This window comes from Nonomuraea sp. NPDC048892, assembly GCF_040649735.1.
GTDB lineage: Bacteria > Actinomycetota > Actinomycetes > Streptosporangiales > Streptosporangiaceae > Nonomuraea > Nonomuraea maheshkhaliensis.
The window spans coordinates 233,227-257,877 of record NZ_JBEZFZ010000006.1 but is presented as its reverse complement, the minus strand read 5'-3'; the positions used below and the strand labels follow the sequence as shown (position 1 = coordinate 257,877).

Here is a 24,651-nt window from a genome sequence, read left to right as displayed (position 1 = left end):
CCACAAGGCCCCGGTCATGCCGCAGAATCGGCGGCCGAGGCTGACAGCTGCGCAAACGGGAGTCAATGACTGTGAACCATCTGACCATCAGCGCGTTCGACCTTCCCGCCCGCCTCGCCCCCAAGGCGGACCCGGCGCTGATCGCCCGGGACGAGGAGCGGTTCGCGGCCATCGCGGAGAGTCTGGAAGCGTCGATCGCCGAGTTGTCCGCCCGCCTCGACGCCGAGCGGAAGTCGCCCGGCGGGCTCGGCAGGCAGGCGATGGACCGGGACCTGGAGGTGCACCGGCTGACCGCCCGCCTGCGCGCCCTGCGCCGCTTCGGCCTGGACCTGTGCCTCGGGCACATGGTCGGTGCGGACGACTCCGAGCCCGTCTACATCGGCCGGCTCGGCCTGACCGACGGCGCGGGCCGCCGGCTGCTGCTCGACTGGCGCTCACCCGCCGCCGAACCGTTCTTCGGCGCCACCCACGCCAACCCGATGGGCCTGACCAGCCGCCGCAGGTACCGCTGGACCCGCGGCCGGATCAGCGACTACTGGGACGAGGTGTTCACCCCCGACGGGATCGAAGGGCACGCCGCGCTCGACGACCAGTCGGCCTTCATCGCCAGCCTGGGCGGCAGCCGTTCGGCCCGGATGCGGGACGTGCTCGGCACCATCCAGGCGGACCAGGACGCCATCATCCGCGCCGGATCGCGCGGCGCCCTCGTCGTGGACGGCGGCCCCGGCACCGGGAAGACCGTCGTCGCCCTGCACCGCTCCGCCTACCTCCTCTACTCCGATCCGCGCCTCGGCCACCGCAGGGGCGGCGTGCTGTTCGTCGGCCCGCACCAGCCGTACCTGGCCTACGTGGCCGACGTCCTGCCCAGCCTCGGGGAGGAGGGCGTACAGACCTGCACCCTGCGCGACCTCGTCGCCGAGGGTGCCACGGCGACGGTCGAGACCGACCCGGAGGTGGCGCGACTGAAGTCGTCCGCCGGCATGGTGAAGGCGATCGAACCGGCCGTCAGGTTTTACGAGAACCCCCCGGCCGAGGGGATGACGGTCACCACCCCCTGGTCCGACCTCTGGCTGAGCCCCGAGGACTGGGCCGAGGCGTTCGAGGCGGCGGAGCCGGGAACGCCGCACAACGAGGCGCGCGAGCAGATCTGGGCCGAACTGCTCACGATCCTGATCGACAAGCACGAGGAGGAGGCCCCGGACGGCCTGCTGCGCACGTCGCTGCTGCGCAACAGGGAACTGCGCACGGCCTTCAACCGCGCCTGGCCGCTGATCGAAGCCGCGGACCTCGTCGGAGATCTGTGGTCGGTGCCCGCCTACCTGCGGATGTGCGCCCCCTGGCTCAGCCCCGACGAGGTCAGGCGGCTGCGCCGCCAGGACGCCCAGGCCTGGACGGTGTCCGACCTGCCACTCCTGGACGCGGCCCGGCAACGGCTCGGCGACCCGGAGGCGTCCCGGCGCAGGCGCCGGCACCAGGCTTCCGTCGCCGCCGAACGCGAGCGCATGAACAAGGTCGTCGACGCCCTGATCGAGGCCGACCCCGACGGCGAGGGCCTGGTGACCATGCTGCGCGGGGAGGATCTGCAGAACAGCCTGATCGAGGAGGGCACACCGCCCGGCACCGAGCCCGACCTGCTCGCCGGGCCGTTCGCGCACGTCGTCGTGGACGAGGCCCAGGAGCTGACCGACGCGGAGTGGCAGATGTTGCTGCTGCGCTGCCCGTCCAGGAGCTTCACCATCGTCGGGGACCGGGCCCAGGCCAGGCACGGCTTCACGGAGTCGTGGCGGGAACGGCTGGAGCGGATCGGGCTCGACCGGATCGACCTGGCCGGCCTCAGCATCAACTACCGCACGCCCGAGGAGATCATGACCGAGGCCGAGCCGGTCATCAGGGCCGTGCTGCCCGACGCCAACGTGCCCACCTCCATCCGCGCCGCCGGCGTCCCCGTCGGGTACGGATCCGTCGCGGAGCTGGGCCCGATCCTCGACGCCTGGCTCGCCGAGCACGCCGACGGGACCGCCTGCGTCATCGGCGATCCCACGTTCCAGGAGACGCCCCGCGTCCGGTCACTGACCCCTGAGCTGTCGAAGGGACTGGAGTTCGACCTGGTCGTCCTCGTCGATCCCGAGCGGTTCGGCGAGGGCGTCGGGGGCGTCCGGGGCGTCGAGGGCGCTGTGGACCGGTATGTCGCGATGACCAGGGCGACCCGGCAACTCGTCGTCCTCACCGGCTCGTGACGCCTGGTCACGGGTGGTGCGAGGGGCCGGCCGGCCGCGCGACCGCACCTCAGGGCGCCTGGCGACCGGCCGATCGGCGGAGCCGGGTCAGCCGTCCGGTGGAGCGGCGGTTCAGCCGCCGTACCGGGAGATCGGCCGATGCGGGGGCGGTCGCGGCGCTGGGACGGTGAGGAGACCCCGGTCTTCAGGGGACCGGCGCCGGAAGGATAGACATGAGTCAGTCGGAACGAGAGCAGGTGAGCCGGCGGAGGCTGCTCGCCGGCGCGGGGGCCGTGGCGGGCGGCGCGCTGGGCGCGGGGATGACGGGTCCGGCGATGGCGGATGTGGCGGCGGGCGTGGCGGGGGATGCGGGTGCGGGCGATGGAGGCCCGGCCGGTGCGGAGGAGTTCGGGCCGGTGCGGATCCGGCCTGACGACCCCCGGTACGACGGCCTGCTGCGCGGTAACAACTTCCGCTTCGCGGGCCGTCCGGACGAGATCCGCGTGGCCGGCTCGACCGAGCAGGTGGTGCGCGCGGTGACGGAGGCGGTCCGCGCCGGACGGCGGATCGCGGTGCGCAGCGGCGGCCACTGCTTCGAGAACTTCACCGCCGACTCGGCGGTGCGCACGCTGATCGACCTCTCCCCGATGGACGCGGTCGGCTACGACCCGCGCAGGAAGGCGTTCGTGGTGGAGCCGGGGGCCACGCTCGGGCAGGTCTACCGGACGCTGTTCAAGGGCTGGGGCGTGACGATCCCCGGCGGCAGCTGCCCGGCGGTGGGCGCGGGCGGTCACTTCGCCGGCGGTGGGTACGGGGCACTGTCGCGCCGGTACGGCTCGGTGGTCGACCACCTGTACGGCGTGGAGGTCGTGGTGGCCGGCGCGGACGGCGCAGCCCGCGCGGTGGTCGCCACCCGCGAGCCCGGCGACCCGAACCGCGACCTGTGGTGGGCGCACACCGGCGGTGGCGGCGGCAACTTCGGCGTGGTCACCAAGTACTGGCTGCGCTCGCCCGGCGCCACCGGCTCCGACCCGGCCGGGCTGCTCCCCGCCTCCCCGGCGGAGATGCTGGAACGCGTGATCGCCTGGCCGTGGGAGGGCATGACCGAGGCGGCGTTCACCCGGCTGGTGCGCAACTTCGGCACCTGGCACGAGCACAACAGCGCGCCGGGCGCACCGTCGGCCGGCGTCTACGCGATCCTGTTGCTGTCGCACCGCGCCGCCGGATACGTCTCGATGGCCGTGCAGATCGACGCGGGCCTGCCCGGCGCGGACGGCCTGGTGAACGAGTTCGTCTCCGCGGTGAGCGCTGGCACGGGAGTCGAGCCCATCGTCGACACCCGGGGGACGATGCCGTGGTTGCACCGGATGACCTGGCCGGGCACGGGCGAGGCCGGCGACGCGACCGCCCGCCGGTACAAGAACAAGGCTGCCTACCTCCGCAAGTCGTTCACCGACCAGCAACTCGCCGCGATCCACCGCAACCTGACCGGCTCCACCGGGAACGAGCGCTCAGGAATGTTGCTCATCGGGTACGGCGGCCAGGTGCGCGCGGTCGCGCCGGAGGCCACCGCGGTCGCCCAGCGCGACGTGGTCATGAAGGCGGTCTACTACACGACCTGGGCCGACGCGGCCGACGACGCGAGCAGCCTGGCCTGGGTGCGCGGCTTCTACCGTGACGTGTACGCCCGCACCGGCGGCGTGCCGGTGCCCGGCGAGGTGGACGACGGCTCGTACATCAACTATCCCGACGTCGACCTGATCGACCCGGAGTGGAACACCTCCGGCGTTCCCGGGCGCATCCTCTACTACAAGGACAACTACCCACGACTCCAGCGGATCAAGGCCCGATGGGATCCGCGCGGCGTCTTCCGGCACGCTCTGAGCATCGAACTGCCCTGAGCGAGCGGCCCCCAGAGCAGGCCCGGGTCGCGGTTAGGTTGTGGGCAGGGACACGAGTGATGAAGGAGCGCGCATGGACGGTGCGGCCCCTCGCAGGCGGCCGGTGGTGACGGGCGTCGTGCCGTACACCCTGCTGGCGGTCCTGGCCGTCGTCACGGTGCCGATCAGGTGGGCGCACGGCACGTCCCCGGCCGGCGACCTGGCCCTGTGCGCGCTGACGGCGGTGTGGATGCTGGGGGGCTTCACGCTGCGGCCCGGCTGGCGGGAGCGTCCGCCGGTGATGGCGGTGTTCTTCGCCGGACTGGTCGTGATCATGCTGGTGCTGGTGGTCAGGGCGCCGTGGTTCGGGTTCTTCACGCCCGCGGGCTACATCTTCGCGTTCGAGGTGCTGCCCTGGCCGTGGCGGCAGGCCGGCGTCGCGTCGGTGGCGGTGGTGGCGGGCACGGCGCAGTCGTACGCGGTGGACACGAGCACCACCATGGGCCTGACCCTGTACGCCGCCGTGGTGGCCGCGAACGCGATCCCCATGTGCGCGTTCGCCTGGCACTCCCGGCGCGATGACCAGCGCAACGAGGAGCGCCTGCGCGCGCTGGAGGAGGCGCGCGAGGCGAACCGCAGGCTGGAGGAGACGCTGGCGGAGAACGCCGCCCTGCACGAGCGGCTGGTGGCGCGGGCCAGAGAGGCGGGCGTGCACGACGAGCGGCGGCGGATGGCCAGGGAGATCCACGACACGCTCGCGCAGGGCTTCACGGGCATCATCAGCCAGCTCCGCGCGGCCGAGCAGGCGGGCGACGACCCGGCGGGCTGGCGCCGCCACCTCGCCGCGGCGGCCGGGCTGGCCAGGGAGAGCCTGTCGGAGGCGCGGCGGTCGGTGGACGCGCTGCGCCCCGAGCCGCTGCGGGCGGCCCGGCTGGAGGAGGCGCTGGCCGGCGTGGCCGGCCGCTGGGCGGACCTGCACGGCATCCCGGTACGGGTCACGACGACCGGCACGGCGCGGCCGATGCCGCCGGAGGCCGAGGTCGCGCTGCTGCGGGCCGCGCAGGAGGCGCTGACCAACGTGGCCAAGCACGCGGGGGCGACCCGGGTGGGGGTGACCCTGTCCTATCTGGAGGACGAGGTGGCGCTGGACGTGCGTGACGACGGCGGCGGCTTCGACCCGGCCGGGCTCGGCGGCGGCGCCGCCCGCGCCGGGTTCGGGCTGGAGGCGATGCGGCAGCGGATCGAGGGGCTGTCCGGCAGCCTGGCGGTCGAGTCGGAGCCGGGCGCGGGCACGGGCATCTCGGCCCGCGTGCCCGCTGCGCGAGAGGGGGCAGGGGCGTGATCAGGCTGCTGGTCGTGGACGACCATCCGGTGGTCAGGGACGGGCTGAGCGGCATGTTCGCCCGCGAACCCGACTTCGAGGTGGTCGGGGAGGCCGGTGACGGGGCCGAGGCGGTCCGGCTGGCCAGGGCGCTGCGGCCCGACGTGATCCTCATGGACCTGCGCATGCCGGGCACGGACGGCGTCAGCGCCATGCGGGAGCTGGCTCGGGACGGGGGCGGGGCGCGGGTGCTGGTGCTGACCACGTACGACACCGACGGCCACGTGCTGCCCGCGATCGAGGCCGGCGCCACCGGCTACCTACTGAAGGACGCGCCGCGCGACGAGCTGCTGCGCGCGGTCCGAGCCACCGCGCGGGGCGAGGCGGTGCTCGCGCCGTCGGCGGCGGCGCTGCTGATGAGCCGGGTACGCTCGTCCGCCACCGGTCCGCTCAGCCCGCGGGAGCTCGAAGTGCTGCACCTGGTGGCCGCCGGGGCGACGAACCGGGAGGCGGCGGCGAAGCTGTTCGTCACCGAGGCCACGGTGAAGTCGCACCTGCTGAACATCTACGGCAAGCTCGGCGTGGGCGATCGGGCCGCCGCGGTCACCGAGGCGTTCAACCGGGGCCTGCTCGTCCCACGATCACCCTGAGCGCTGCTTTGAGAGGTCCCACGCTCTCCTGAACGGCGACGTCCGCGTTCAGCGGATTTCGGCCATGACGCGCCGCATGTCGGAGACGGCGCGCAGGGTGCCGCCGATGGTGCCGGTCACCTTCGAACGCCCGGTCCTGGGCAGGTAGTCCACCCGTACCTCGTCGATCCGCCAGCCGGCCGAGGCGGCGCGCAGCACCATCTCCAGCGGGTAGCCGAAGCGGCGGTCGGTCAGCGCGAGGTCCAGCAGCGCCAGGCGTCTGGCCGCCCGCATGGGGCCGAGGTCGTGCAGCGGCGCACCTGTACGGCGGCGCAGGTTCGCGGCCAGCACGGCGTTGCCCAGCCGCGCGTGCCGGGGCCAGGCGCCCGCGCCCCGGGGCGTACGCCGGCCCATGACCAGGTCGGCCCGCCCGTCGAGCACCGGATCGGCCACCCGGGGCAGCTGACCGGGGTCGAGCGAGGCGTCGGCGTCCATGAAGCAGACCAGGTCGGCGGTGGCGGCGAGCAGCCCGGCATGGCAGGCGGCGCCGAAACCGCGCGCGGGCTCGTGCACCACCCGCGCGCCGAGGCCGGCGGCGACCTCCGCCGACCGGTCCGTGCAGCCGTTGTCGACCACGATCGGGCGGTAGCCGGCGGGCATGCGCCCGAGCACCCAGCCGAGCGCGTCCTCCTCGTTCAGGCAGGGCAGAATCACGTCCACCGTCATGATCGGCGGGCCTCCTCGTAGCGGCAGCGGGGGGTTACGTTCATGACCAGGCGAACTCCTTCACGCCCGCCTCGAAGCCGATCTCGGCGTGGAAGCCGAGCTCGGTCCTGGCCCGTGCGGCCGAGGCGACGATGTGGCGGACGTCGCCGAGCCGGTAGGCGCCGGTCACCACCGGCTCGGGCCCGCCGCGTTCGGCCGCCAGCGCGGCGGCCATGTCGCCCACGGTGTGCGGGGTGCCCGAGGCGACGTTCCAGGCGCGCAGCTCACCGGCCGGCACCGTGGTCGGCACCGTGGTCGGCACCGTGGTCGGCACCGTGGTCGGCACCGTGGTCGGCACCGTGGTCGGCACCGTGGTCGGCACTCTGGCCGACGCTGTGGCAGGCGCTGTGGCCGACGCTGTCGCCGACATGGCCGCGAGGTTGGCTCTGGCCACGTCCCTGACGTGCACGAAGTCACGCCGCTGGCGGCCGTCCTCGAACACCTTCGGCGCCCGGCCCGCCTCCAGCTCGGAGCGGAAGATCGCGGCCACCCCGGCGTAGGGCGTGTCGCGCGGCATGCGCGGCCCGTAGACGTTGTGGTACCGCAGCGCCGCAGCGCTCCCGCCGGTCTGCCTGGCCCAGTTGGCGGCCAGGTGCTCCTGCGCGAGCTTGCTGGTGGCGTAGGCGTTGCGCGGATCGGGCCGGGCGTCCTCGTCGATCTCCGCGCAGGCCAGCGGCGCGCCGCAGCGCGGGCACGGCGGCTCGAACCGGCCGTGCTCCAGGTCGTCCACGGTCCGCGGCCCCGGCCGTACGTCACCGTGTTCCGCGCACTCGTAGCGGCCCTCGCCGTAGATCACCATCGAGGACGCCAGCACGAGCCGGCCGATCCCGTGCCTGGCCATGGCGGCGAGCAGGACCGCCGTGCCGTACACGTTGACGCCGGCGTAGTCGGGCAGGTCGGAGACGTCCACGCCGAGCCCGACCTTGGCGGCCTGGTGCACCACGACGTCCGCGCCGGGCAGCAGCCCGTCGAGGACGGCCGGGTCCTGGACGTCCTGGCCGGTCCGCAGGTCGAGGCCGACGACGTCGTGACCCGCCGCCTCCAGCGCTTCGGCCACGTGCCCGCCGATGAAACCGGCCGAGCCGGTGACCAACACTCTCATGCCGCCGACGCTAGGCCGCCGGCCCGCTCGCGATAAGGGACGTTCGCAGTTCGTAAGGCTTCTTACGGAGATCGAACGGAGAGCGACGGAGCGACCGCGAACCGGCGCGTGGATGCGAGGCTGCCGCCTGTGAGCCGGAACACGTTAGCGACGGGGGCGGTGCTCGTCCTCCTGGCGGCCACCGTGGCCGGGATGGTGACGGGGCCGCCCCGCCTGGGCTGGTACCTGCTGGCCTGGGCCCTGTTCTGCGTGGCTCTGTGGCTGGCAGGGCGGGTGCCGGAGCGGCGGCTGACCGCGCTCGTCGTCGGCGGCGGGATCCTGCTGGCCGCGACCGGGCTGGTGGCGCCGCCGAGCAGCAGCACCGACTCCTTCCGTTACGCGTGGGACGGCAAGGTGCAGGCCGCGGGCGTCTCGCCCTACGACCACCCGCCGTCCGACCCGGCGCTCGCCGGGCTGCGCGACGGATGGCTGTTCCCCGCCGACTGCGCCGGGCCCGGTCTCTACCCGCTGCCGGACGGCGGCTGCACCCGGATCAACCGCCCCACCGTGCCGACGATCTATCCGCCGTTCGCCCAGGGCTACTTCCTGCTGGTGCACTGGCTGTCGCCGGAGGGGTCGCGGCACAAGGTCCTCCAGCTCGGCGGCTGGCTGATGGCCGTGCTCACGCTGCTGACGCTGTGCCGGCTGGCGGGCGCGCGGCGGGCGGCGATCTGGGCGTGGTGTCCCGCCGTACCGGTCGAGGCGGTGAACAACGCGCACGTCGACATGGCAGCCGTGCTGCTGGTGGCGCTGGCCTTCTGGACGGTACGGGGGCGCGGCGAGCGTCTGCAAGTGCGGGGGCTCTGGGCGCGCGGGGCGCTGCTGGGCGGCGCCGTGGCGGCCAAGCTGCTGCCCGCGACGGCGCTCGTGGGCTCGCTGTCCGGCGTGCTGGCAAGCGGGGCGCCGGGCGGGGCGGGCGGCGTGATCGGCGGGGTGGCGTGGCGGCGGCTGCTCGGTGTCGTGGTGCCCGCGACGGCCGTGGTCGTGCTGTCGTACGTGCCGTACGTGCTGGCCTCGGGCCCCGCGGTGGCGGGTTACCTGCCGGGCTACCTCCAGGAGGAGCGCTACGAGGGCGGCGGCAACCGCTACCTGGTCCTGCGGCTGGTCCTGCCGGACGCGTGGGCCCCGTACGCGGCGATCGGGCTGCTGGCGCTGGTCATCCTGGCCGTCCTGCGGTACGGCCGCCAGGAGCGGCCCTGGCAGGGCGCGCTGGTGGTCAGCGGCGCGCTGCTGCTGCTGTTCACCCCCGGCTACTCCTGGTACGCGCTGCTGGTCGTCGCGCTGGCCGCCAAGACCGGCCGGTGGGAGTGGCTGGGCGCGGCCCTGGCGGGCGCCATCGCCTACGTCGACGGCCCGATGGGCGCCGGCATCCTCGCAACCGTTTTCTACGCCGCGGCCGTGGTGGCCGTGCTGATCGGCTGGGCCGTACGCCGCCCCAGTGAAAGGACTGAGCACGCTGAGCAAACCCGATCATCTGCCCCAGATCCTGATCATCGCCAAGGAACCGGTCCCCGGCCGGGTCAAGACCCGGCTGACTCCGCCGTTCAGCCAGGAGGAGGCCGCGGCTCTGGCGCTGGCCTCGCTCCGTGACAGCCTGCGGGCCGTGGCGGCGACGCCGGCCCCGCAGCGGGTGCTGGCCCTGGACGGCCTGCCGGGCGGCTGGCTGCCGGAGGAGTTCGTGGTGATCCCGCAGCGCGGCGACGGCCTGGACGAGCGCCTGGCCGCGGCCTTCTCCGACACGCACCGGCTGCGGCCGGGGCCGGTCGTCCTGATCGGCATGGACACCCCGCAGGTCACGCCGGAGCTGCTGAGCGAGGCGGGGGAGGCGCTGACGGAGCACGACGCGGTCTACGGCCCGGCCGCCGACGGCGGGTGGTGGCTGCTCGGCCTGCGCAGGCCCGACCCGGAGCTGCTGCTGGGGGTGCCCATGTCGCATCCGGAGACCGGCAAGTTCCAGCTCGACCGGCTGGACCGCGCGGAGCTGACCGTGCACCAATTGCCCGAGTTGATCGACGTCGACACGGCGGCGGACGCCGCCGCCGTGGCCGCGCAGGCGCCCGCGTCCTGCTTCGCCGCCGAGCTGAGGAGGCTGGGCCGATGATCGGCGAGCTGTACGCCGACGCGCTCGCAGGAGAGAGCGCCGAGATCGAGTACGTGGACGGCACCCGCGTCACGCTGGAGGCCGCGCGCTGGTTCGAGCCGATCGACGGGGACGAGGAGCTGCTGAGCCGGTGCGCCAGCCCGACGCTCGACATCGGCTCAGGACCCGGACGGCTGACGGCGGCGCTGACCCGGCGCGGCGTCACCTCGCTCGGCATCGACATCACGCCCCGCGCCGTCGCCCTGACCCGCCGCGCCGGCGGGTTCGCCCTGCTCCGTGACGTCTTCGACGACATTCCTGGCAGCGGCCGCTGGGCCACCGCCCTGCTCGCCGACGGCAACATCGGCATCGGCGGCAACCCCGAGACGCTGCTGCGCCGGGTCAGGCAGCTCATCCGGCCGGGCGGCACAGTTCTGGCCGAGGTGGCGCCGCCGGGGACGCGCAGCCGGGTGGACCGGGTCCGGCTGCGCAGGGGTCAGCTGGCCGGCGAGTGGTTCGGCTGGGCGACGGTCTCGGCGAGCGACCTCGGGCGGGTCGCGCGGGCGGGTGGCTTCGACGGCGCCGACCACTGGAACGCGAACGGCCGCTGGCTGGCCCGGCTCTACTGACCCAGCTCAAGGGGACCCGGTCGATGGGGACGGCGCTTGATGGGCACCGGCGCTGATGGGGACTGGAGCTCATAGGGATCGGGGCTGATGGGGAGCGGGGCATGCGGGTGGCGCGGCGGTGGTGGGCCGCCGCGCCGCCGGACGTCCGCCCAGAGGGTCAGCTCGCGCTACAGGAGACCGTGGGCCAGGTGTAGTTGCCGTTGTGCTGGATCGTCACCCCCCAGTTGTTCCCGCTGCCGTTGGGCCGGGCGCTCAGCACCTGGGCACTCGGATAACTGGCACTGATGTTCCAGGTGGTCAGCACCTTCGCCGGGGACGGCACGTTCATCGTCACGGTCCAGTTGCTCGAACCGCTGACGGCGACGTTGAGGTTGTACCGGTCGCTCCACTGCTGACCGGCGGAGAGCGTCGCGGTGCAGCCACCGCCGCCGCCCCCTCCACCACCGCCGCCGCCTCCGCCACCGGAGCCGCCGATCGTGATGTTGGAGCTGCCGCTGCTCTGGTAGCCCTCGGTCGCCATGATCATGTAGTCGTGGTTGCCCAGGCTCATCCCGTTACGGGCCCAGGCGTCGAAGTGGTTGCCCGCGGTGATGGTGCCGCCGGTCCGCTTCGACTGCCGTACGCTCCAGTACTGGTTGAAGGTCCTGGTGCCCTCGATGGAGGGGGCGTTGTAGCGGGTGGTCTGGTAGATGTCGTACGTGCCGCCGTCGCTGGTGACCGTGCCCTTGTAGGTCCCCGTGGGCCGGTAGGTGCCCCAGTTGTCGACGATGTAGTACTCCACCAGCGGATTCCTGGTCCACCCGTAGAGGGTCAGGTAGGCGTTCCCCGACGGGTTGAAGCTGCCCGAATAGCTGACGGTCCTCCGCCCGCCGGGGTTCCAGCCCTTGCCGGCGACGAAGTTGCCGGTGTTGCGCCAGGACGTGCTGTAGTTGCCGCCGGATCCCAGCTCCATGGAGACCGTTCCGGCGCTGTCGGTCCAGAACGAGTAGAAGTAGCCGTTGTTGGTGCCGGTCTGGTTGGAGGTGATGGGGGCCGCGTGGGCGATGCCGGGCGTCATCGCCGTGGCCGCGACCAGAGCGACGACGCAGGCCCGGCTGACGAACCGTCTGAGGCGGCTCTTCGGGTGAGCGGGGGAGTCGTTCATGTGACGGTGCTACCTCCCGTCGATGTCGAAACTATCGGCGTTCCGGCGAAAGTATCGGCCTGGTTTCTGGAGGCTGTCAACGGACTCTGTCAGGGCGTGCGATCCTGCTCTGGTCAGAGCCGGGTCCACCTCGTGAAACTTTCAGGAATACCCCGAAACTTGCCGCGCCGTACGCACGTGTCAATCAACCGAACGGTGGGTTCCGGAATCCGCCGCGACCACCCCTGACGGTGGCCGCCGGGACGATTCGCGCGGAACGCCGCCGGAAGATCCTTGAGTCATGGCAGTCATCGAGGTCAAGGGCCTCACCAAGAGGTACGCGGCTCAGACGATCCTGGACGGGGTGTCGTTCTCCGTGGACGAGGGCGAGATCTTCGGCATCCTCGGCCCCAACGGCGCGGGCAAGACCACCACCGTCGAATGCGTCGAAGGGCTCAGGCGGCCCGACAGCGGAACCGTCCGCGTGCTCGGGCTCGATCCCGCGGACAGGGCGCTGCGCGAGCAGATCGGCGTGCAGCTGCAGCACACCCAGTTGCCGGAGAACATCAAGGTCTGGGAGGCGCTCGACCTGTACGCCTCCTTCTACGCCGCCCCGCGCGACTGGCGCGAGCTGATCGAGCAGTGGGGCCTGGCCGACAAGCGCGACGCCCGCTTCGGCAAGCTGTCGGGCGGTCAGAAGCAGCGGCTGTTCATCGCCCTCGCGCTGATCGGCAACCCGCGGGTGGCCTTCCTCGACGAGCTGACCACGGGCCTCGACCCGCAGGCGCGCCGGGCCACCTGGGAGCTGATCAAGCGGGTCCGCGCGAGCGGCGTGACCGTGGTGCTGGTCAGCCACTTCATGGACGAGGTCGAGGAGCTCTGCGACCGGGTGGCGGTGTTCGACCAGGGCCGCATCGTGGCCGTCGACACCCCGGGCGGGCTCATCGAGGGCACCGGCGCCGAGCACCACATGAGGTTCACCCTGATGACGCAGGCCGACCCGCAGGAACTGCTCGGCGACGTGCCGGGGGTGTCGGGCGTGACCAGGGACGGCGACCGGGTGGTCGTCACCGGCAGGGGCGACTTCGCCACCGCCGTCACGGCCCGCCTCGCCCGCCACCACGTCCTGGTCAGCGACCTGCGCATCGACAAGCGCACGCTCGACGACGCCTTTCTCGCCCTCACCGGCCGTACCTGGGAGAACTGACATGACCGCGATCGCCAAACTCACCACCGTCGAGCTGAAGCTCCTGGTCAGGGAGCCGGGCTCGCTGTTCACGGTGCTCATCCCGCTGTTCATCCTGGTCATCTTCGGCAGCTCGATCGAGCCGGGCGACACCGTGCTGCTCCCCATGGCGCTGGCCATCGCGGTCGGGCTGGTCGCGCTCTACATGCTGCCGACGACGCTGGCGACGTACCGGGAGAGAGGGATCCTGCGACGGCTCTCGACGACGCCGCTGCGGCCGGGGAACATGCTGGCGGTGCAGTTGCTGCTGCAAGTGGTCCTCACCGCCGTCACCTGCGGGCTGCTGCTGGCCGTCGGCGTGAGCGCGCTGGGCGCGCGCCCGCCCGGCGCGGTGTGGGCGTTCGTGCTGACGTTCGTGCTGGGCACGGCGGCGATGTTCTCGATCGGGCTGCTCATCGCCGCCCTCGCCGCGAACGGGCGCAGCGCGAACGGGGTCGGCGTGCTGCTGTACTTCCCCATGGCCTACCTGGCCGGGCTGATGCAGCCGGTGAACCAGATGCCGGAAGTGCTGGCACGAATCGGTGCATACACTCCATTGGGCGCCTTCCGGCAGTCGTTGCAGGACGTCTGGGCGGGAGGCGCGCCGAGCCTGCCGCTGCTGGCCGCGATGACCTGCTACGCGGTGGTCCTGAGCGTGGCCGCGGCCAGATTCTTCCGTTGGGAGTGAGCGTGACGAGGCTGGACCGGTGGGAGCGGCAACTGCAGCGGTACGTGAGCCTCGTCCCCTACCTCCTGCTCGTCGTCGCCACCGTGCTCTACCTGCTCACCGAGCAGCGCGAAACCTGGGCCGAGCGGCTGGTCACGCTCGGCCTGGCGGCGCTCGCCGCCGCGTGGATGGGCCTCATGTCACGCGGCCCGATGAAGGCCCTGTACGTCACCGGCCTGATCGTGGTGATCGCGGTGCTGAGCATGCGGGGCGTCTGGTTCGCCAGCTTCTTCGGCTTCGTCGGTCACCTCCACTCCTGGCAGTACCTCCGGGGCGGGTGGCGCTTCGCGGGGGTGAGCGCCACGGCCGCCGCCACCGTCGCCGCCTACCGCGGCGGCCTGCCCGAGCCCACCGCCGCGAGCATCCTCAGCTACCTGTTCTTCACCGCCGCCATCGTGGCCCTGGTCGGCCTGTTCAGCTTCGTCGGGGAGATCACCGCCGAGCGCAGCGCCGAGCGGAAGAGGATGGTGACCCGGCTGGAGGAGGCGATGCGGGAGAACGCGGGCCTGCACGCCCAGCTCCTGGTCCAGGCCAGGGAGGCGGGGGTCATGGACGAGCGGCAGCGGATGGCCGGCGAGATCCACGACACGCTCGCGCAGGGGCTGACCGGCATCATCACCCAGCTCCAGGCCGCGACGCAGGCCAAGGACGACTCGGCCGCGCGTGAGCGGCACATCGGCAACGCCACGCGGCTGGCCAAGGAGGGGCTGTCCGAGGCCCGCAGGTCGATCCACGCCGTCGGTCCCGGCCAGTTGGAGTCGGCGCCGCTGCCCGACGCCCTCGCCGAGGTCGCCGCCGAGTGGTCGGCCCTGAACGCTGTTCCGGCAGAAGTGCACACGACTGGTACGGTCCGTCCCATGCATCCCGAGGTCGAGGAGACCCTGCTGCGCACGGCCCAGGAGGCGCTGGCCAACGTGGCCAAGCACGCGGGGGCTGGGCGGGTCGGGCTGACGCTGTCGTACATGGAGGACGTGGTCGCGCTCGACGTGCGCGACGACGGCGCCGGCTTCGACCTCGAACGGGTACGCGAGGGCGGCGGCTACGGCCTGACCTCGATGCGCCGGCGGGTGACGCGGCTGGCGGGCGAGCTGGAGATCGAGTCGGAGCTCGGCGCGGGCACCGCGATCTCCGCCAGCGTGCCCGCCGTACCCAGGGACGCGCCGCGTGACTGAGACCCCGTGGTCTGAGAGGCGATGCGTGATCGAGAACCCCCGTGCTCCTGGAGGCCGTGCGTGACCGAGACCCCCGTCCGGCTGCTGATCGTCGACGACCATCCCGTCGTGCGCGACGGCATCCGTGGCATGTTCACCGGTGACCCGGGCTTCGAGGTGCTCGGCGAGGCGGGTGACGGGGCCCAGGCCGTGGACCTGGCCCGCGTGCTCGACCCCGACGTCATCCTGATGGACCTGCGGATGCCGCGGATGGACGGCGTCACGGCCATCAAGGAGCTGGCCCGGCTGGGGGTGCGGGCTCGCGTGCTCGTGCTGACGACGTACGACACCGACAAGGACGTGCTGCCGGCCGTCGAGGCCGGCGCGACCGGCTACCTGCTCAAGGACACGGGCCGCGACGAGCTGGTCCGCGCCGTGCGCGCGGCGGCCAGGGGCGAGGCCGTGCTGTCGCCTTCGGTGGCCACCCGGCTGCTCGGCCAGGTCCGCGCCCCCGCCGACCCGCTGAGCGGGCGGGAACTGGAGGTGCTGCGCCTGATCGCCGACGGCGCGACCAACCGCGAGGCCGCCGCCCGCCTGTTCATCAGCGAGGCCACGGTCAAGAGCCACGTTCTGCACATCTACGCCAAGCTCGGCGTCAACGACCGCGCGGCGGCCGTCGCGGTCGCCTTCCGTCGCGGCCTGCTCAGTACCGACAAAGACTGATACAGGTGGCTAGCATCGCCGTATGAGCGAGCCGCAGCCCGTCACCCTGCCCCACGGCGCCAACCTGCGCTGCGACACGTGCCAGAACGAGCTGTTCGAAGCGCACCGGTGGAAGCTCCAGACCACCGGCATGACGTTCATGAACCTCGACTGGGCCAATCGCGACGCCTCCTGTTTCGTGTGCACGGTCTGCCGCCGCATCCACTGGTTCCATCTCTGAGGCGATCTCTGAGGCGATCCGGCGGGTGTCGTTTCTGTACAAGACCCCGGCCGCCCTCACGGTCTAGCCTCCCTGCGACGACAGAGGAGCAGGAGCGATGGCTAAGATCATTTCGAGTTTCTTCATCTCCGTGGACGGCGTGGTCGAGTCCCCGGACCAGTGGCACTTCCCCTACTGGGACGACGAGATGGGCGCCGTGGTGGAGGCCGGCATGGCGAGCGCGGGCGCGATGCTGATGGGCCGCAAGCTGTACGACGAGTGGTCCGCGTACTGGACGTCGACGGAGCAGGACCAGGAGGTCGCCGCGATGTTGAACCAGGCACGCAAGTTCGTCGTGTCGAGCACCCTGACCAGCGCCGATTGGAGCAACACCACCGTCGTCTCCGGCGACGTCGCCGCCCGGCTACGCGAGCTCAAGGGCGAGATCGACGGCGACATCCAGATGTCCGGCTCCGCGACGACCGTGCGCTGGCTGCTGGCCAACGGGCTGCTCGACGAGCTGAACCTGCTCGTCCACCCGATCGTGGTCGGCCACGGGCAGCGCCTGTTCGAGGGCACCCCGACCCACCCGCTGAAGCTGACCCACTCCGCGACCTTCAAGACCGGGGTGATCCACGCGATCTACGCGCCGGCCGAGGGCTGAGGTCTCACCGCGCAAAATATGTCCAAGTTTCCACCTGATAGTGATTCTTCGTCCCTTTCCCGGGCAGGCCACGGTCGAGTGACCCGGTCGTGGCCATGGGGAAGGAACGCCGATCATGTCGAACACGCTGCGGATCGCTTGTGCCGTGCTCGCCGGGTACTACCTCGGACGGCGCAGGAAGTTGCGCATGGCCGCGGCCCTGGCCGTCGCCGGGCTGGCCGGGAAGGCCAAGGGCGGTAAGGGCGGGGGCCTGCTGGCGCAGGGGATCAAGGTGCTGGGTTCGTCCCCGGAGGTCGGACAGCTCACCGACCGGCTGCGCGGCGACCTCATGGAGGTGGGCAAGGCCGCGGCCGTGGCCGCCACCAGCAGGAAGATGGACTCCCTGAGCGACAAGCTGCACGAACGCGCCGAAGCCCTGCGCACCCCTGACGAAGACGCGGCGAAGCAGAACGGCGCGGCGGACCAGAGCGGCGCGCCGGACCAGAGCGGGGAGGCTGAGCAGAACGGCGAGGCCGAGCAGAACGGGCAGGCCAAGCCGGGTGCCGCCGGGAAGCGGAGCGGTAACGCGAAGCCGGGCGGCGAGGCGAAGCCCACGGGGGTGAACGGCCGTGGCTGAGAACAAGACGAGCCGGGTCGGCGACACGGTCGGCACGGCCGGCCGAGGCCTGGGCGGCGCGGCCAAGAAGGCCACCGGCGCGACCAGAGGCGTGACCGGCGCGGCCAAGGACACCGGCCAGCAGGCGGCCGGCGCGGCGAAGGACACCGGTGGGAAGGCGGCCGGAGCAGCGCAGGGCACTGCCCAGAAGACGGCCGGAGCGGCGCAGAAGGCAGCGGGAGCGGCGAAGGGCATCGGCCAGGGCGTGGCGGGAACGGCCAAGGCAGCCGGAAAGGGGCTTCTCGCCGCACTGCCCACCGAACGGCTCACCCAGGAGGCGCAGAACCTGCTGCACGCCGCCGGCGCCCGGCTGCTCGCCAAGGCGGGCGACAAGATCGAAGGTCTCACCGGCCGGCTGTCGGAGTACGCGGAGAGCGGCGGCGAAGGCGGGAAGGGCCTGATCGGCGCGCTTACCGGGTCGGGCAAGTCAGGCGGCGGCGGGGTCATGGGTGAAGTCGTCAAGGGCGGCCTGAAGGGCGGCCTCAAAGGCATCATGCAGAAGATCACCGGCAAGGGCTCGAAGGGTGGCTTCGAGAAGGTCACCAACATCGTCGAGACGATCGACGTCGGAGCGCCCCGCCGCCTCGTGTACGACCAGTGGACCCAGTTCCAGGACTTCCCGACCTTCATGAAGAAGGTGGAGACCGTCAAGCAGGAGTCCGACGAGGACCTGATGTGGAAGGCGCAGGTCTTCTGGTCGCACCGCAACTGGAAGGCGCACATCATCGAGCAGCTTCCGGACCAGCGGATCATCTGGCGGTCCGAGGGCCAGAAGGGGTACGTCGACGGGGTGGTGACGTTCCACGAGCTGAGCGAGGATCTCACCCGGATCCTGGTGGTGCTGGAGTACCACCCGCAGGGGCTGTTCGAGCGTACCGGCAACCTGTGGCGCGCCCAGGGACGGCGGGTCCGGCTGGAGCTCAAGCACTTCAGACGGCACGTGATGGCGCACCTCCTGCTGAATCCCGACGACCTTGAGGGCTGGCGCGGCGAGATCCGCGACAGCGAGGTCGTCAAGGACCACGAGACGGCCATGGAGGAGGAACGCGCCGCCCAGGAGGAGGAAGAGGACGCAGAAGAGGGCGAGGACGAGGGCGCCGAGGCGACCGGCGAACGCGCGGAAGCCGAAGAAGGCGAAGAGGAAGAAGGCGAAGAGGAAGAAGGCGAAGGCGAGGAGGCCCGCCAGACGACAGCCGAAGGCGAGGAGAGCGCCGAGGACGAAGAGCCGGAGGGCGGCGAGGGCGAAGAGCCGGAGGGCGGCGGCCAAGAAGTCAGCGAAGACCAAGAGAGCAGCGAGGGCGAAGGGGGCGAAGGGGGCGAAGAGAGCGAGGCCGCTGAAAAGCCGCCGACCGGAAAGCAGCGGACCTGGGACAAGCCCACATCCCGCTCAGGCCGCAGCCCGAGAATTCCCCGCCGCATGCCCATCCGCCGCCGCCGATCCGAGTAGAACGAGGTCCGAGTCCGGCGTTCGGTGCCCGAGGTCCGACGTTCGAGGCCCGACGTCCGAGGCCCGACGTCCGAGGCCCGAGAGCCGACGCAGAGGCCCGAGAGCGGAAACAGAGGTCCGAAGGCCGCCAGCGCAGCCTGGCGGCCTGGCTCGACAGTGGATTCATGAGCACTGTCACCCACTCGCACGTTTCCCTTGAGCCGAACATCCTCTACTTCGGCACCCCCGTCGTCCTGGTCTCCTCCATGAACGAGGACGGCACGCCCAACCTGGCCCCCATGTCGTCCGCGTTCTGGCTCGGCTGGCGGGCGATGCTGGGCTGGGGCGCGCGGTCGAAGACGGCGCAGAACCTGCGCAGGACCGGCGAGTGCGTGCTGAACCTCCCGTCCGACGCCCTCGCCCCCGCCGTGGACCGGCTGGCGCTGACGACCGGGTCGGATCCCGTCCCCGAGGGCAAGGCGCGGCGCGGCTATCGGCACGTGGGGGACAAGTTCCGGCGAGCCGGGCTCACCGAGGTGCCGTCGGAGACGGTGAAGGCGCCGCGGGTGGCCGAGTGCCCGGTCGCCATGGAGGCCGTGGTCGAACGCTGCCATCCGGTGGGCGACGAGGGCGGGGTGCTGGCGTTCGAGGTGCGGGTGCAGCGCGTCTGGGTGCACGAGGAGATCCGCATGGCGGGGACCGACGACCACATCGACCCCGACGCGTGGCGGCCGCTGATCATGAGCTTCCAGAAGTTGTACGGACTGGGCCCCCAGGTGCACCCCTCGACGCTCGCGCAGATCCCCGAGCGCCTCTACCGCCCCGACGAGGACCTCGAACGCGCCCGCACCGCCTGACAAAGAGGGCTAACCAGCCAGCAGGGCCAGCCAGGTCCGCCCGACGCAGACGCGTTCGATCTCGGAGCGGGTCAGCCACTCCGCATGGGTGCTCTCCGACCCGGCGGGCGGCCGCGTCGGGCCGCCCGGCCCTGGCAGCGTGGCCCGGAACATCGCCATGTACGCCAGCGCCGGATACCGGTAGGAGGCGGGCGGCGGCTCCAGGAGCTCGATGCGCTGCCAGGCGAAGATCGACAGGGCCGAGGGCGGCAGGCGCAGGCCGGTCTCCTCGTACAGCTCCCGGGAGGCCGCGTCCACCGCGCTCTCGCCCGGCTCCAGGTGGCCGCCAGGGATGTCCCAGCCGCGTCCCTCCCGGCCGACACACGTCATGAGCGTCCGCCCGGCCTCGTCCGACACGAACGCGAACGCCGACGTCGTCCGGTCGCCGGGAGGGAGGGACTCGGAGAGGATCACGTCGAGGCGGTGCGCCACCGGGATCCAGGGCACCGTCTCGGTCGCCAGCACGAAGGTCATGACCCACTGTCATTCGCGCGGGAAACCGCTGTCAAAGCGGGGCCCCGGATGCCGGACACCGAGCGGGGCCGGATGCCGGGCGCGGGCGCGCCTCGAACGTCGGGCGCGGGCGTGTCAGACGGCCTGGCGCAGGGCGCGGTTGCCCAGGTAGAGGCCAACTGCGGCGACGGCGCAGGCGGCGGCGGTGCCGTACAGGACCGAGGGTGAGGCCAGGTCGCCGGCGAACAGGGCCCGCTGCGCGTCGACGATGTACGTGATCGGGTTGAACCGGCCGGCGGTCTGCAACCAGCCGGGCGCGGTCTCCAGCGGGAGCAGGACGCCCGAGAGCAGCAGCAGCGGAAAGACGATCGACTGGCTGACGATGTAGAACAGGGTGCCGCCGGGCGCCGACTTGATGGCCAGCACGAGCGAGAACGCGCCCAGCCCCACCCCGAAGAGCACCAGCTGCGCCAGCCCGGCCAGAACCCCGGCCGCGTGCAGCTCGAAGCCCAGCGGGATCGCCAGGGCGATGATCAGCACCGCCTGCACGAGCAGGGTCAGCATGGCCTTGGCGCTCTTGCCGACCAGCATCGCGGTGCGGTTGAGCGGCGTGACCAGCAGCCGCTCCATCGCGCCGCCGATCAGCTCGACCAGCAGCGTGTAGCCGGCGCTCATGGGCCCGGTCAGGCACATCATGACCAGGATCCCCGGCACGAACCACTGCCAGGACGAGCCCACGGCCCCGTCCAGCAGCGACCCGAACAGGAACAGGAACAGCAGCGGCTGCCCCATCTCGAACAGCAGCCCGGCGGGGTTGCGCAGGCTCGGCCGGAACTCGCGGGTGAAGACGGTGGCGGTGTCACGCAGGAATGTCGTCATCGGTGAGGCTTCTCCCGGTCAGAGTGAGGAACACGTCGTCGAGGGTGGGGCGGATGGTCTCGGCGGTCTTGACCTTCACGCCGGCGGCGTCGAGGCCGCGCAGGTAGTCGGGCAGTGCGGCGGTCGCGCCGGCGACCCGGAGGCGCACGGTGACGCCGTCCGCGCTGCCGCCGCCGAGCTCGGCGGCCCGCGCGGCCTCCCGCTCGGTCGCCGTGGTGATGACGATGTGGTCGCCGGCCAGGTCGTTCTTGAGCTGCTCCGCGGTGCCGTCGGCGATGATCCGGCCGCCGTCGATGATCACCACCCGTTCGGCCATGCTGTCGGCCTCCTCCAGGTAGTGGGTGGTCAGGAACAACGTCGTCCCGTACGTGTCGCGCAGGCGCAGGATGTGCTCCCAGATCTCCGCGCGGCTCTTCGGATCGAGGCCGGTCGAAGGTTCGTCGAGGAAGAGCAGGTCGGGCCGGTGGATGAGGCCCAGGGCGATGTCCAGGCGGCGGCGCTGGCCGCCGGACAGCGTGCCGGGCACCCGCTTGGCCAGCGGCGTCAGGTCGAGCAGGTCGAGCAGTTCGTCGGCGCGGGCGGCCGCCTCCTTGCCGCGCAGCCCGTAGCAGCGGCCCTGGGTGACCAGCTCGTCGCGGACGTGGAACTCCTCGCCCGCGCTGTTGCGCTGGCCGACGTAGCCGATGCGGGACCGTACGGCGGCGGGGTCGGCGGCCACGTCGTGACCGGCCACCGTGGCGGTGCCGGAGGTGGGCGGCAGCAGGGTGGTGAGCATGCGCAGGGTGGTGGACTTTCCCGCGCCGTTCGGCCCCAGGAAGGCCACGAGCTGGCCGGCCTCCACGTCGAGGTCGATGCCGCGCACGGCTTCCACGGTCTGCTTCTTCATCGTGAACACTCGGGTCAGGGCCCGGGCATGGATCATGGTTGGCCTCCTCCAGGCATGGCGAAGAAACCCCTGGTCGGGGGCGTTTCGAAGGATCGGACCAAGTTTGTGCAGCTTCGACCTGCTTTGGCAAACGTGAACGTGACTTACACATACGGCTCTGACCTGCGAAAACGTTGTCGCGAACGATCTTGGCCGGAAACGAATTTCCACCCGCTGATCTGCGGTTTCCGCACCACGTCCGCACGAATTCTGCACACGCCTCTGTCACCATGCTGATCATGTGCGAACGCGTCGTCCTCGTGAACGGCCTGCCGGGGTCGGGCAAGTCCACGCTGGCCCGCGCGCTGGGACGCGAGCTCGGCTGGCCCGTCCTGAGCAAGGACGCGATCAAGGAGACCCTGGCCGACACCCTCGACCGCCCCGACGGGGTCGGCGAGGCCGAGTGGAGCGTCTCGCTGGGCCGGGCCGCGGGGGAGAGCCTGTGGACGCTGCTGGCCACCGCCGGGCGCGGCGCGGTGCTGGAGAGCCCCTGGCTGGCGCCGCTGCGGCCGGTGGTGCTCGCCGGGCTCGCGCGGGCGGGCGTCGAGGCGGGCCCGCGCGTGCGCGAGGTCTGGTGCGACGTGCCGCCCGAGGTCGCGCGGAGCCGGTACGAGCGGCGGGTACGGCACCCCGTGCACCGGGACCCCTTCGTCGGGGACGAACGATGGCGGGAATGGGCGGCGGGTGCGCGACCGCTGGCTCTCGGGCCCGTGTATTGGCTCGATACCGCAAAAGAGGTGGAAATTTCCGGGCTTGCGGAATTGTGCAGGGCTCCGCAATGATCTCCGGCGTGAAACGTCTGTGGTTATACACGGTAATTGCCACGATTGGCATGACCGGCGTCGCCCACGCGGCCGAGGTGCCCGGGGTGGACGTCAGTAACTGGACCGGCGAGATCGACTGGGCCGCGGTGGCCTCCGGCGGCGGGAAGTTCGCGTTCGTGCACGCCACCGAGGGGACGGATTACCGCAGCCCCAGTTTCGAGGCCCAGTTCAGTGGCGCGGCGTCGGCGGGTCTCGTCCGCGGCGCCTATCACTTTGCGCAACCGCATGAATCCGATGGGACCGCCCAAGCTGAGCATTTTCTGCAGAACGGCGGTAACTGGATCAGCGACGGCCAAACGCTTCCCGGTGTTCTCGATTTGGAGGACAACCCGTACAAGGACACCAACGGCAAGAACAACTGTTACGACCTGTCCGCCGCGGACATGGTCACCTGGATCAAGGACTTCACCAAGAAGTACCGGGCGGCCACCGGCCGGCACGCGATCATCTACACCACCACGAGCTGGTGGCAGACCTGCACCGGCAACACCACGAAGTTCAGGTCGAACCCCCTGTGGCTGGCCCGCTGGGGCTCCGAGGTGGGCGAGCTGCCGAAGGGCTGGAAGAAGCACACGTTCTGGCAGTCGGCGGAGAAGGGCACGCCGGCCGGCGGCCAGAACGTCTTCAACGGCTCGGAGTCGCAGCTGAAGTCGCTGGCCAACCCGCCGGCCGAGGTCAAGGTCGGGGGCCGGGCCGTGAGCAGGAAGTCGTACACGGTGACGATCTCCAACACGGGCCCGCACCCGGTCAAGGACGTCAAGCTGACGGGGCGGACGTTCGGCGGGCAGCGCGTGGTGAAGGCACCGGGGTGCACGTTCAGCGGCACCGCCGTGAACTGCCGGATCGGGGAGCTGCCGCGCGGGCAGAAGAAGACGTTCACGATCACGACCAGGCCCAGCAGGTCCAAGGGCACCGTCGGCCTGAACGTGACGGTGGGTTCGGTGAAGCTCGTCCTCAAAGCCCGATAAGGCAGGATAAATACCGAAGGCTGGGACTTCGGGGGGTGTCGGAATGAAACGGCGGTTAGCGGTGGCGGCGGCGCTGCTCCTGCTGACCGCCACGGCCTCGGTGCCGCTGGGGCTGTCCGTGCCGCCGCTGGTCGTCAGGATCGCGTACGAGATCGAGCGGTACGGCATCGTGTACTCGTGGGGCGGCGGCCACGGCGTGGACCCCGGCCCCTCCAAGGGGACGTGCAGGGGCTACCGGGGCGGCATCAGGCCCTGCCCGGCCGCCAGGACGCGCGGGCTCGACTGCTCGGGCTTCACCCGGTGGGTCTACGCCCTGGCGCACGGAGAGGACGTGCTCGGGCCGGGCAACACCGACGACCACTTACGGAAGATGCGTCGCGTCCGCGATCCCAGGCCCGGCGACCTGGTCTTCTTCGGCAAGGTCACGAAGCGCTCGGTCAGGACCCACCACGTGGGCGTCTACCTGGGCGGCGGGAAGATGATGAACGCGCCGGAGACCGGGGCCGTGGTCAGGATCGACACGATCAAGAAGAAGAAGGACTTCGCCGGCTTCTACCGATACCGACGGTGATGCGTACCGGTTCGGTATGCCGGTAACGCGAGTGACGCGGCGAAATTGACGGACCCTGCGGCTAATGTGTGCGGCTATGGAGAGGCGATGGGTCGGCCTGGACGGCATTGAAGTCGTGGGCGCCCTGCGAGCCGGGCGGCAGGTGCTGCGGGTGCGCAGAAACGGGTGGGTGGTCGCCGACTGCACCTCTGTGGCGGAGGTGGCCAGGCACGTCGATCTGGCCGACCTGTGCGAGGTGATCGAGCTCGCGCCCCGGCGCGGCGCGACGCCGCGGGCGACCGCCGGAACGAGTTCGCATCATGGCTGAGCGCCGTGTATGGTTATGCCTGTCCGCAGCGCCGGACAGGCCCCTATAGCTCAGTCGGCAGAGCGTCTCCATGGTAAGGAGAAGGTCAACGGTTCGATTCCGTTTGGGGGCTCGCACGCTGAACAGGCAAAACGCCCGGTCCGATTAACTCGGAGCCGGGCGTTTCTGGTTCTCCGGGACGTGTTTCCGGTTCTCCTTTCCGGCTCTCCGGGACGTTGCGCGCGAGTGCGGCTGACGGAGGGTCACGGCGCTTCGCCGGGGGACCTCATCCCTT

General features: G+C 71.6%; 26 protein-coding genes and 1 tRNA gene. 21 read left to right on the top strand and 6 right to left on the bottom strand.

All coding sequences use genetic code 11. The features are described 5' to 3' along the window. The first annotated feature begins 71 nt into the window (after positions 1-71). The 4 genes from helR to AB0C28_RS22225 all read left to right on the top strand — a co-directional run bounded on the left by helR (position 72) and on the right by AB0C28_RS22225 (position 6,067). The gene (gene helR / locus AB0C28_RS22240; RefSeq protein ID WP_358076846.1) at positions 72-2,237 is read left to right on the top strand and encodes an RNA polymerase recycling motor ATPase HelR; all 2,166 of its coding nucleotides are present in this window, start codon (positions 72-74) and stop codon (positions 2,235-2,237) included. Between the two features lie 212 nt (positions 2,238-2,449). Further along, positions 2,450-4,117, top strand: a complete 1,668-nt coding sequence (locus AB0C28_RS22235; RefSeq protein ID WP_357846016.1) for an FAD-binding protein — start codon at positions 2,450-2,452, stop codon at positions 4,115-4,117. A 73-nt stretch (positions 4,118-4,190) separates the two neighbouring features. Next, complete coding sequence (locus AB0C28_RS22230; RefSeq protein ID WP_358076843.1) at positions 4,191-5,438, top strand: sensor histidine kinase; 1,248 nt, start codon at positions 4,191-4,193, stop codon at positions 5,436-5,438. Then, the gene (locus AB0C28_RS22225) at positions 5,435-6,067 is read left to right on the top strand and encodes a response regulator transcription factor (protein WP_357846012.1); all 633 of its coding nucleotides are present in this window, start codon (positions 5,435-5,437) and stop codon (positions 6,065-6,067) included. Before AB0C28_RS22230 ends, AB0C28_RS22225 begins: the two co-directional genes overlap by 4 nt. 48 nt (positions 6,068-6,115) lie before the next feature. Here AB0C28_RS22225 and AB0C28_RS22220 read toward each other — a convergent pair whose 3' ends face one another. Next, positions 6,116-6,772 carry a glycosyltransferase family 2 protein gene (locus AB0C28_RS22220; protein ID WP_357846010.1) on the bottom strand — a complete coding sequence of 219 codons (657 nt, stop codon included), beginning with the start codon at positions 6,770-6,772 and terminating at the stop codon, positions 6,116-6,118. 40 nt (positions 6,773-6,812) lie between these two features. Beyond that, positions 6,813-7,913, bottom strand: a complete 1,101-nt coding sequence (locus tag AB0C28_RS22215) for an NAD-dependent epimerase/dehydratase family protein (RefSeq protein ID WP_358076841.1) — start codon at positions 7,911-7,913, stop codon at positions 6,813-6,815. Between the two features lie 129 nt (positions 7,914-8,042). Between AB0C28_RS22215 and AB0C28_RS22210 the strand changes: the two genes are divergently transcribed. From AB0C28_RS22210 to AB0C28_RS22200, 3 genes are read left to right on the top strand one after another with little or no spacing between them, the layout of a single operon-like run. Beyond that, positions 8,043-9,542, top strand: coding sequence for a glycosyltransferase 87 family protein (locus AB0C28_RS22210; RefSeq protein WP_358076838.1), 1,500 nt, complete (start codon positions 8,043-8,045; stop codon positions 9,540-9,542). Beyond that, complete coding sequence (locus AB0C28_RS22205) at positions 9,427-10,053, top strand: TIGR04282 family arsenosugar biosynthesis glycosyltransferase (RefSeq protein WP_357846640.1); 627 nt, start codon at positions 9,427-9,429, stop codon at positions 10,051-10,053. The genes AB0C28_RS22210 and AB0C28_RS22205 overlap by 116 nt, the downstream gene beginning before the upstream one ends. Continuing rightward, complete coding sequence (locus AB0C28_RS22200) at positions 10,050-10,661, top strand: methyltransferase domain-containing protein (RefSeq protein ID WP_346105470.1); 612 nt, start codon at positions 10,050-10,052, stop codon at positions 10,659-10,661. The genes AB0C28_RS22205 and AB0C28_RS22200 overlap by 4 nt, the downstream gene beginning before the upstream one ends. A gap of 157 nt (positions 10,662-10,818) precedes the next feature. Here AB0C28_RS22200 and AB0C28_RS22195 read toward each other — a convergent pair whose 3' ends face one another. Continuing rightward, positions 10,819-11,805: a glycoside hydrolase family 11 protein gene (locus AB0C28_RS22195; RefSeq protein WP_357846004.1), complete on the bottom strand. Its 987-nt coding sequence runs from the start codon at positions 11,803-11,805 to the stop codon at positions 10,819-10,821. A gap of 280 nt (positions 11,806-12,085) precedes the next feature. Between AB0C28_RS22195 and AB0C28_RS22190 the strand changes: the two genes are divergently transcribed. The 9 genes from AB0C28_RS22190 to AB0C28_RS22150 all read left to right on the top strand — a co-directional run bounded on the left by AB0C28_RS22190 (position 12,086) and on the right by AB0C28_RS22150 (position 19,411). Then, positions 12,086-12,991 (top strand): ABC transporter ATP-binding protein, encoded by a 906-nt coding sequence (locus AB0C28_RS22190; protein WP_358076835.1) that lies wholly within the window; start codon positions 12,086-12,088, stop codon positions 12,989-12,991. Position 12,992: 1 nt separating this feature from the next. Continuing rightward, positions 12,993-13,697 (top strand): ABC transporter permease, encoded by a 705-nt coding sequence (locus AB0C28_RS22185; protein WP_358076832.1) that lies wholly within the window; start codon positions 12,993-12,995, stop codon positions 13,695-13,697. Between the two features lie 2 nt (positions 13,698-13,699). After that, positions 13,700-14,908 (top strand): sensor histidine kinase, encoded by a 1,209-nt coding sequence (locus AB0C28_RS22180; protein ID WP_357845998.1) that lies wholly within the window; start codon positions 13,700-13,702, stop codon positions 14,906-14,908. A gap of 60 nt (positions 14,909-14,968) precedes the next feature. Beyond that, complete coding sequence (locus AB0C28_RS22175; RefSeq protein ID WP_357845996.1) at positions 14,969-15,610, top strand: response regulator transcription factor; 642 nt, start codon at positions 14,969-14,971, stop codon at positions 15,608-15,610. A 22-nt stretch (positions 15,611-15,632) separates the two neighbouring features. Beyond that, positions 15,633-15,830, top strand: coding sequence for a hypothetical protein (locus AB0C28_RS22170; protein ID WP_357845994.1), 198 nt, complete (start codon positions 15,633-15,635; stop codon positions 15,828-15,830). A gap of 97 nt (positions 15,831-15,927) precedes the next feature. After that, a complete protein-coding gene (locus AB0C28_RS22165; protein WP_346105460.1) occupies positions 15,928-16,473 on the top strand; it encodes a dihydrofolate reductase family protein in 546 nt (181 codons plus the stop codon). A 115-nt stretch (positions 16,474-16,588) separates the two neighbouring features. Beyond that, positions 16,589-17,089: a hypothetical protein gene (locus AB0C28_RS22160; RefSeq protein ID WP_357845992.1), complete on the top strand. Its 501-nt coding sequence runs from the start codon at positions 16,589-16,591 to the stop codon at positions 17,087-17,089. Beyond that, positions 17,082-18,575 carry an SRPBCC family protein gene (locus tag AB0C28_RS22155; RefSeq protein ID WP_357845990.1) on the top strand — a complete coding sequence of 498 codons (1,494 nt, stop codon included), beginning with the start codon at positions 17,082-17,084 and terminating at the stop codon, positions 18,573-18,575. The genes AB0C28_RS22160 and AB0C28_RS22155 overlap by 8 nt, the downstream gene beginning before the upstream one ends. A gap of 164 nt (positions 18,576-18,739) precedes the next feature. Beyond that, positions 18,740-19,411 (top strand): flavin reductase family protein, encoded by a 672-nt coding sequence (locus AB0C28_RS22150; protein WP_358076829.1) that lies wholly within the window; start codon positions 18,740-18,742, stop codon positions 19,409-19,411. Positions 19,412-19,420: 9 nt separating this feature from the next. On the opposite strand, the gene AB0C28_RS22145 is transcribed toward AB0C28_RS22150, so the two are convergent. The 3 genes from AB0C28_RS22145 to AB0C28_RS22135 form a co-directional block, all read right to left on the bottom strand. Beyond that, positions 19,421-19,924, bottom strand: coding sequence for an NUDIX domain-containing protein (locus AB0C28_RS22145; RefSeq protein ID WP_358076826.1), 504 nt, complete (start codon positions 19,922-19,924; stop codon positions 19,421-19,423). Positions 19,925-20,038: 114 nt separating this feature from the next. After that, on the bottom strand, positions 20,039-20,782 hold the full coding sequence (locus tag AB0C28_RS22140; protein WP_357845984.1) for an ABC transporter permease: 744 nt from the start codon (positions 20,780-20,782) through the stop codon (positions 20,039-20,041). Further along, positions 20,763-21,704: an ATP-binding cassette domain-containing protein gene (locus tag AB0C28_RS22135; RefSeq protein WP_357845982.1), complete on the bottom strand. Its 942-nt coding sequence runs from the start codon at positions 21,702-21,704 to the stop codon at positions 20,763-20,765. The genes AB0C28_RS22140 and AB0C28_RS22135 overlap by 20 nt, the downstream gene beginning before the upstream one ends. A gap of 242 nt (positions 21,705-21,946) precedes the next feature. Between AB0C28_RS22135 and AB0C28_RS22130 the strand changes: the two genes are divergently transcribed. The 5 genes from AB0C28_RS22130 to AB0C28_RS22110 all read left to right on the top strand — a co-directional run bounded on the left by AB0C28_RS22130 (position 21,947) and on the right by AB0C28_RS22110 (position 24,489). Further along, the gene (locus AB0C28_RS22130; protein WP_358076823.1) at positions 21,947-22,489 is read left to right on the top strand and encodes an ATP-binding protein; all 543 of its coding nucleotides are present in this window, start codon (positions 21,947-21,949) and stop codon (positions 22,487-22,489) included. 50 nt (positions 22,490-22,539) lie between these two features. Further along, on the top strand, positions 22,540-23,499 hold the full coding sequence (locus AB0C28_RS22125; protein WP_357845979.1) for a lysozyme: 960 nt from the start codon (positions 22,540-22,542) through the stop codon (positions 23,497-23,499). A gap of 43 nt (positions 23,500-23,542) precedes the next feature. Beyond that, the gene (locus AB0C28_RS22120) at positions 23,543-24,070 is read left to right on the top strand and encodes an NlpC/P60 family protein (RefSeq protein WP_358076820.1); all 528 of its coding nucleotides are present in this window, start codon (positions 23,543-23,545) and stop codon (positions 24,068-24,070) included. Positions 24,071-24,146: 76 nt separating this feature from the next. Beyond that, positions 24,147-24,377, top strand: coding sequence for a transposase (locus AB0C28_RS22115; protein WP_106243794.1), 231 nt, complete (start codon positions 24,147-24,149; stop codon positions 24,375-24,377). Positions 24,378-24,416: 39 nt separating this feature from the next. After that, positions 24,417-24,489: transfer RNA gene (locus AB0C28_RS22110), tRNA-Thr, on the top strand. Positions 24,490-24,651 lie beyond the last annotated feature (162 nt).

What these genes read in the sequence shown, in the direction of transcription:
- AB0C28_RS22145 (WP_358076826.1), bottom strand. Translation starts at nt 19,924, where the DNA reads ATGACCTTCGTGCTGGCGACCGAGACGGTGCCCTGGATCCCGGTGGCG.
- AB0C28_RS22215 (WP_358076841.1), bottom strand. Translation starts at nt 7,913, where the DNA reads ATGAGAGTGTTGGTCACCGGCTCGGCCGGTTTCATCGGCGGGCACGTG.
- AB0C28_RS22140 (WP_357845984.1), bottom strand. Translation starts at nt 20,782, where the DNA reads ATGACGACATTCCTGCGTGACACCGCCACCGTCTTCACCCGCGAGTTC.
- AB0C28_RS22165 (WP_346105460.1), top strand. Translation starts at nt 15,928, where the DNA reads ATGGCTAAGATCATTTCGAGTTTCTTCATCTCCGTGGACGGCGTGGTC.
- AB0C28_RS22150 (WP_358076829.1), top strand. Translation starts at nt 18,740, where the DNA reads ATGAGCACTGTCACCCACTCGCACGTTTCCCTTGAGCCGAACATCCTC.
- AB0C28_RS22195 (WP_357846004.1), bottom strand. Translation starts at nt 11,805, where the DNA reads ATGAACGACTCCCCCGCTCACCCGAAGAGCCGCCTCAGACGGTTCGTC.
- AB0C28_RS22235 (WP_357846016.1), top strand. Translation starts at nt 2,450, where the DNA reads ATGAGTCAGTCGGAACGAGAGCAGGTGAGCCGGCGGAGGCTGCTCGCC.
- AB0C28_RS22220 (WP_357846010.1), bottom strand. Translation starts at nt 6,772, where the DNA reads ATGACGGTGGACGTGATTCTGCCCTGCCTGAACGAGGAGGACGCGCTC.
- AB0C28_RS22190 (WP_358076835.1), top strand. Translation starts at nt 12,086, where the DNA reads ATGGCAGTCATCGAGGTCAAGGGCCTCACCAAGAGGTACGCGGCTCAG.
- AB0C28_RS22115 (WP_106243794.1), top strand. Translation starts at nt 24,147, where the DNA reads ATGGAGAGGCGATGGGTCGGCCTGGACGGCATTGAAGTCGTGGGCGCC.
- AB0C28_RS22160 (WP_357845992.1), top strand. Translation starts at nt 16,589, where the DNA reads ATGTCGAACACGCTGCGGATCGCTTGTGCCGTGCTCGCCGGGTACTAC.
- AB0C28_RS22130 (WP_358076823.1), top strand. Translation starts at nt 21,947, where the DNA reads ATGTGCGAACGCGTCGTCCTCGTGAACGGCCTGCCGGGGTCGGGCAAG.
- AB0C28_RS22200 (WP_346105470.1), top strand. Translation starts at nt 10,050, where the DNA reads ATGATCGGCGAGCTGTACGCCGACGCGCTCGCAGGAGAGAGCGCCGAG.
- AB0C28_RS22135 (WP_357845982.1), bottom strand. Translation starts at nt 21,704, where the DNA reads ATGATCCATGCCCGGGCCCTGACCCGAGTGTTCACGATGAAGAAGCAG.
- AB0C28_RS22120 (WP_358076820.1), top strand. Translation starts at nt 23,543, where the DNA reads ATGAAACGGCGGTTAGCGGTGGCGGCGGCGCTGCTCCTGCTGACCGCC.
- AB0C28_RS22185 (WP_358076832.1), top strand. Translation starts at nt 12,993, where the DNA reads ATGACCGCGATCGCCAAACTCACCACCGTCGAGCTGAAGCTCCTGGTC.
- AB0C28_RS22125 (WP_357845979.1), top strand. Translation starts at nt 22,540, where the DNA reads ATGACCGGCGTCGCCCACGCGGCCGAGGTGCCCGGGGTGGACGTCAGT.
- AB0C28_RS22230 (WP_358076843.1), top strand. Translation starts at nt 4,191, where the DNA reads ATGGACGGTGCGGCCCCTCGCAGGCGGCCGGTGGTGACGGGCGTCGTG.
- AB0C28_RS22170 (WP_357845994.1), top strand. Translation starts at nt 15,633, where the DNA reads ATGAGCGAGCCGCAGCCCGTCACCCTGCCCCACGGCGCCAACCTGCGC.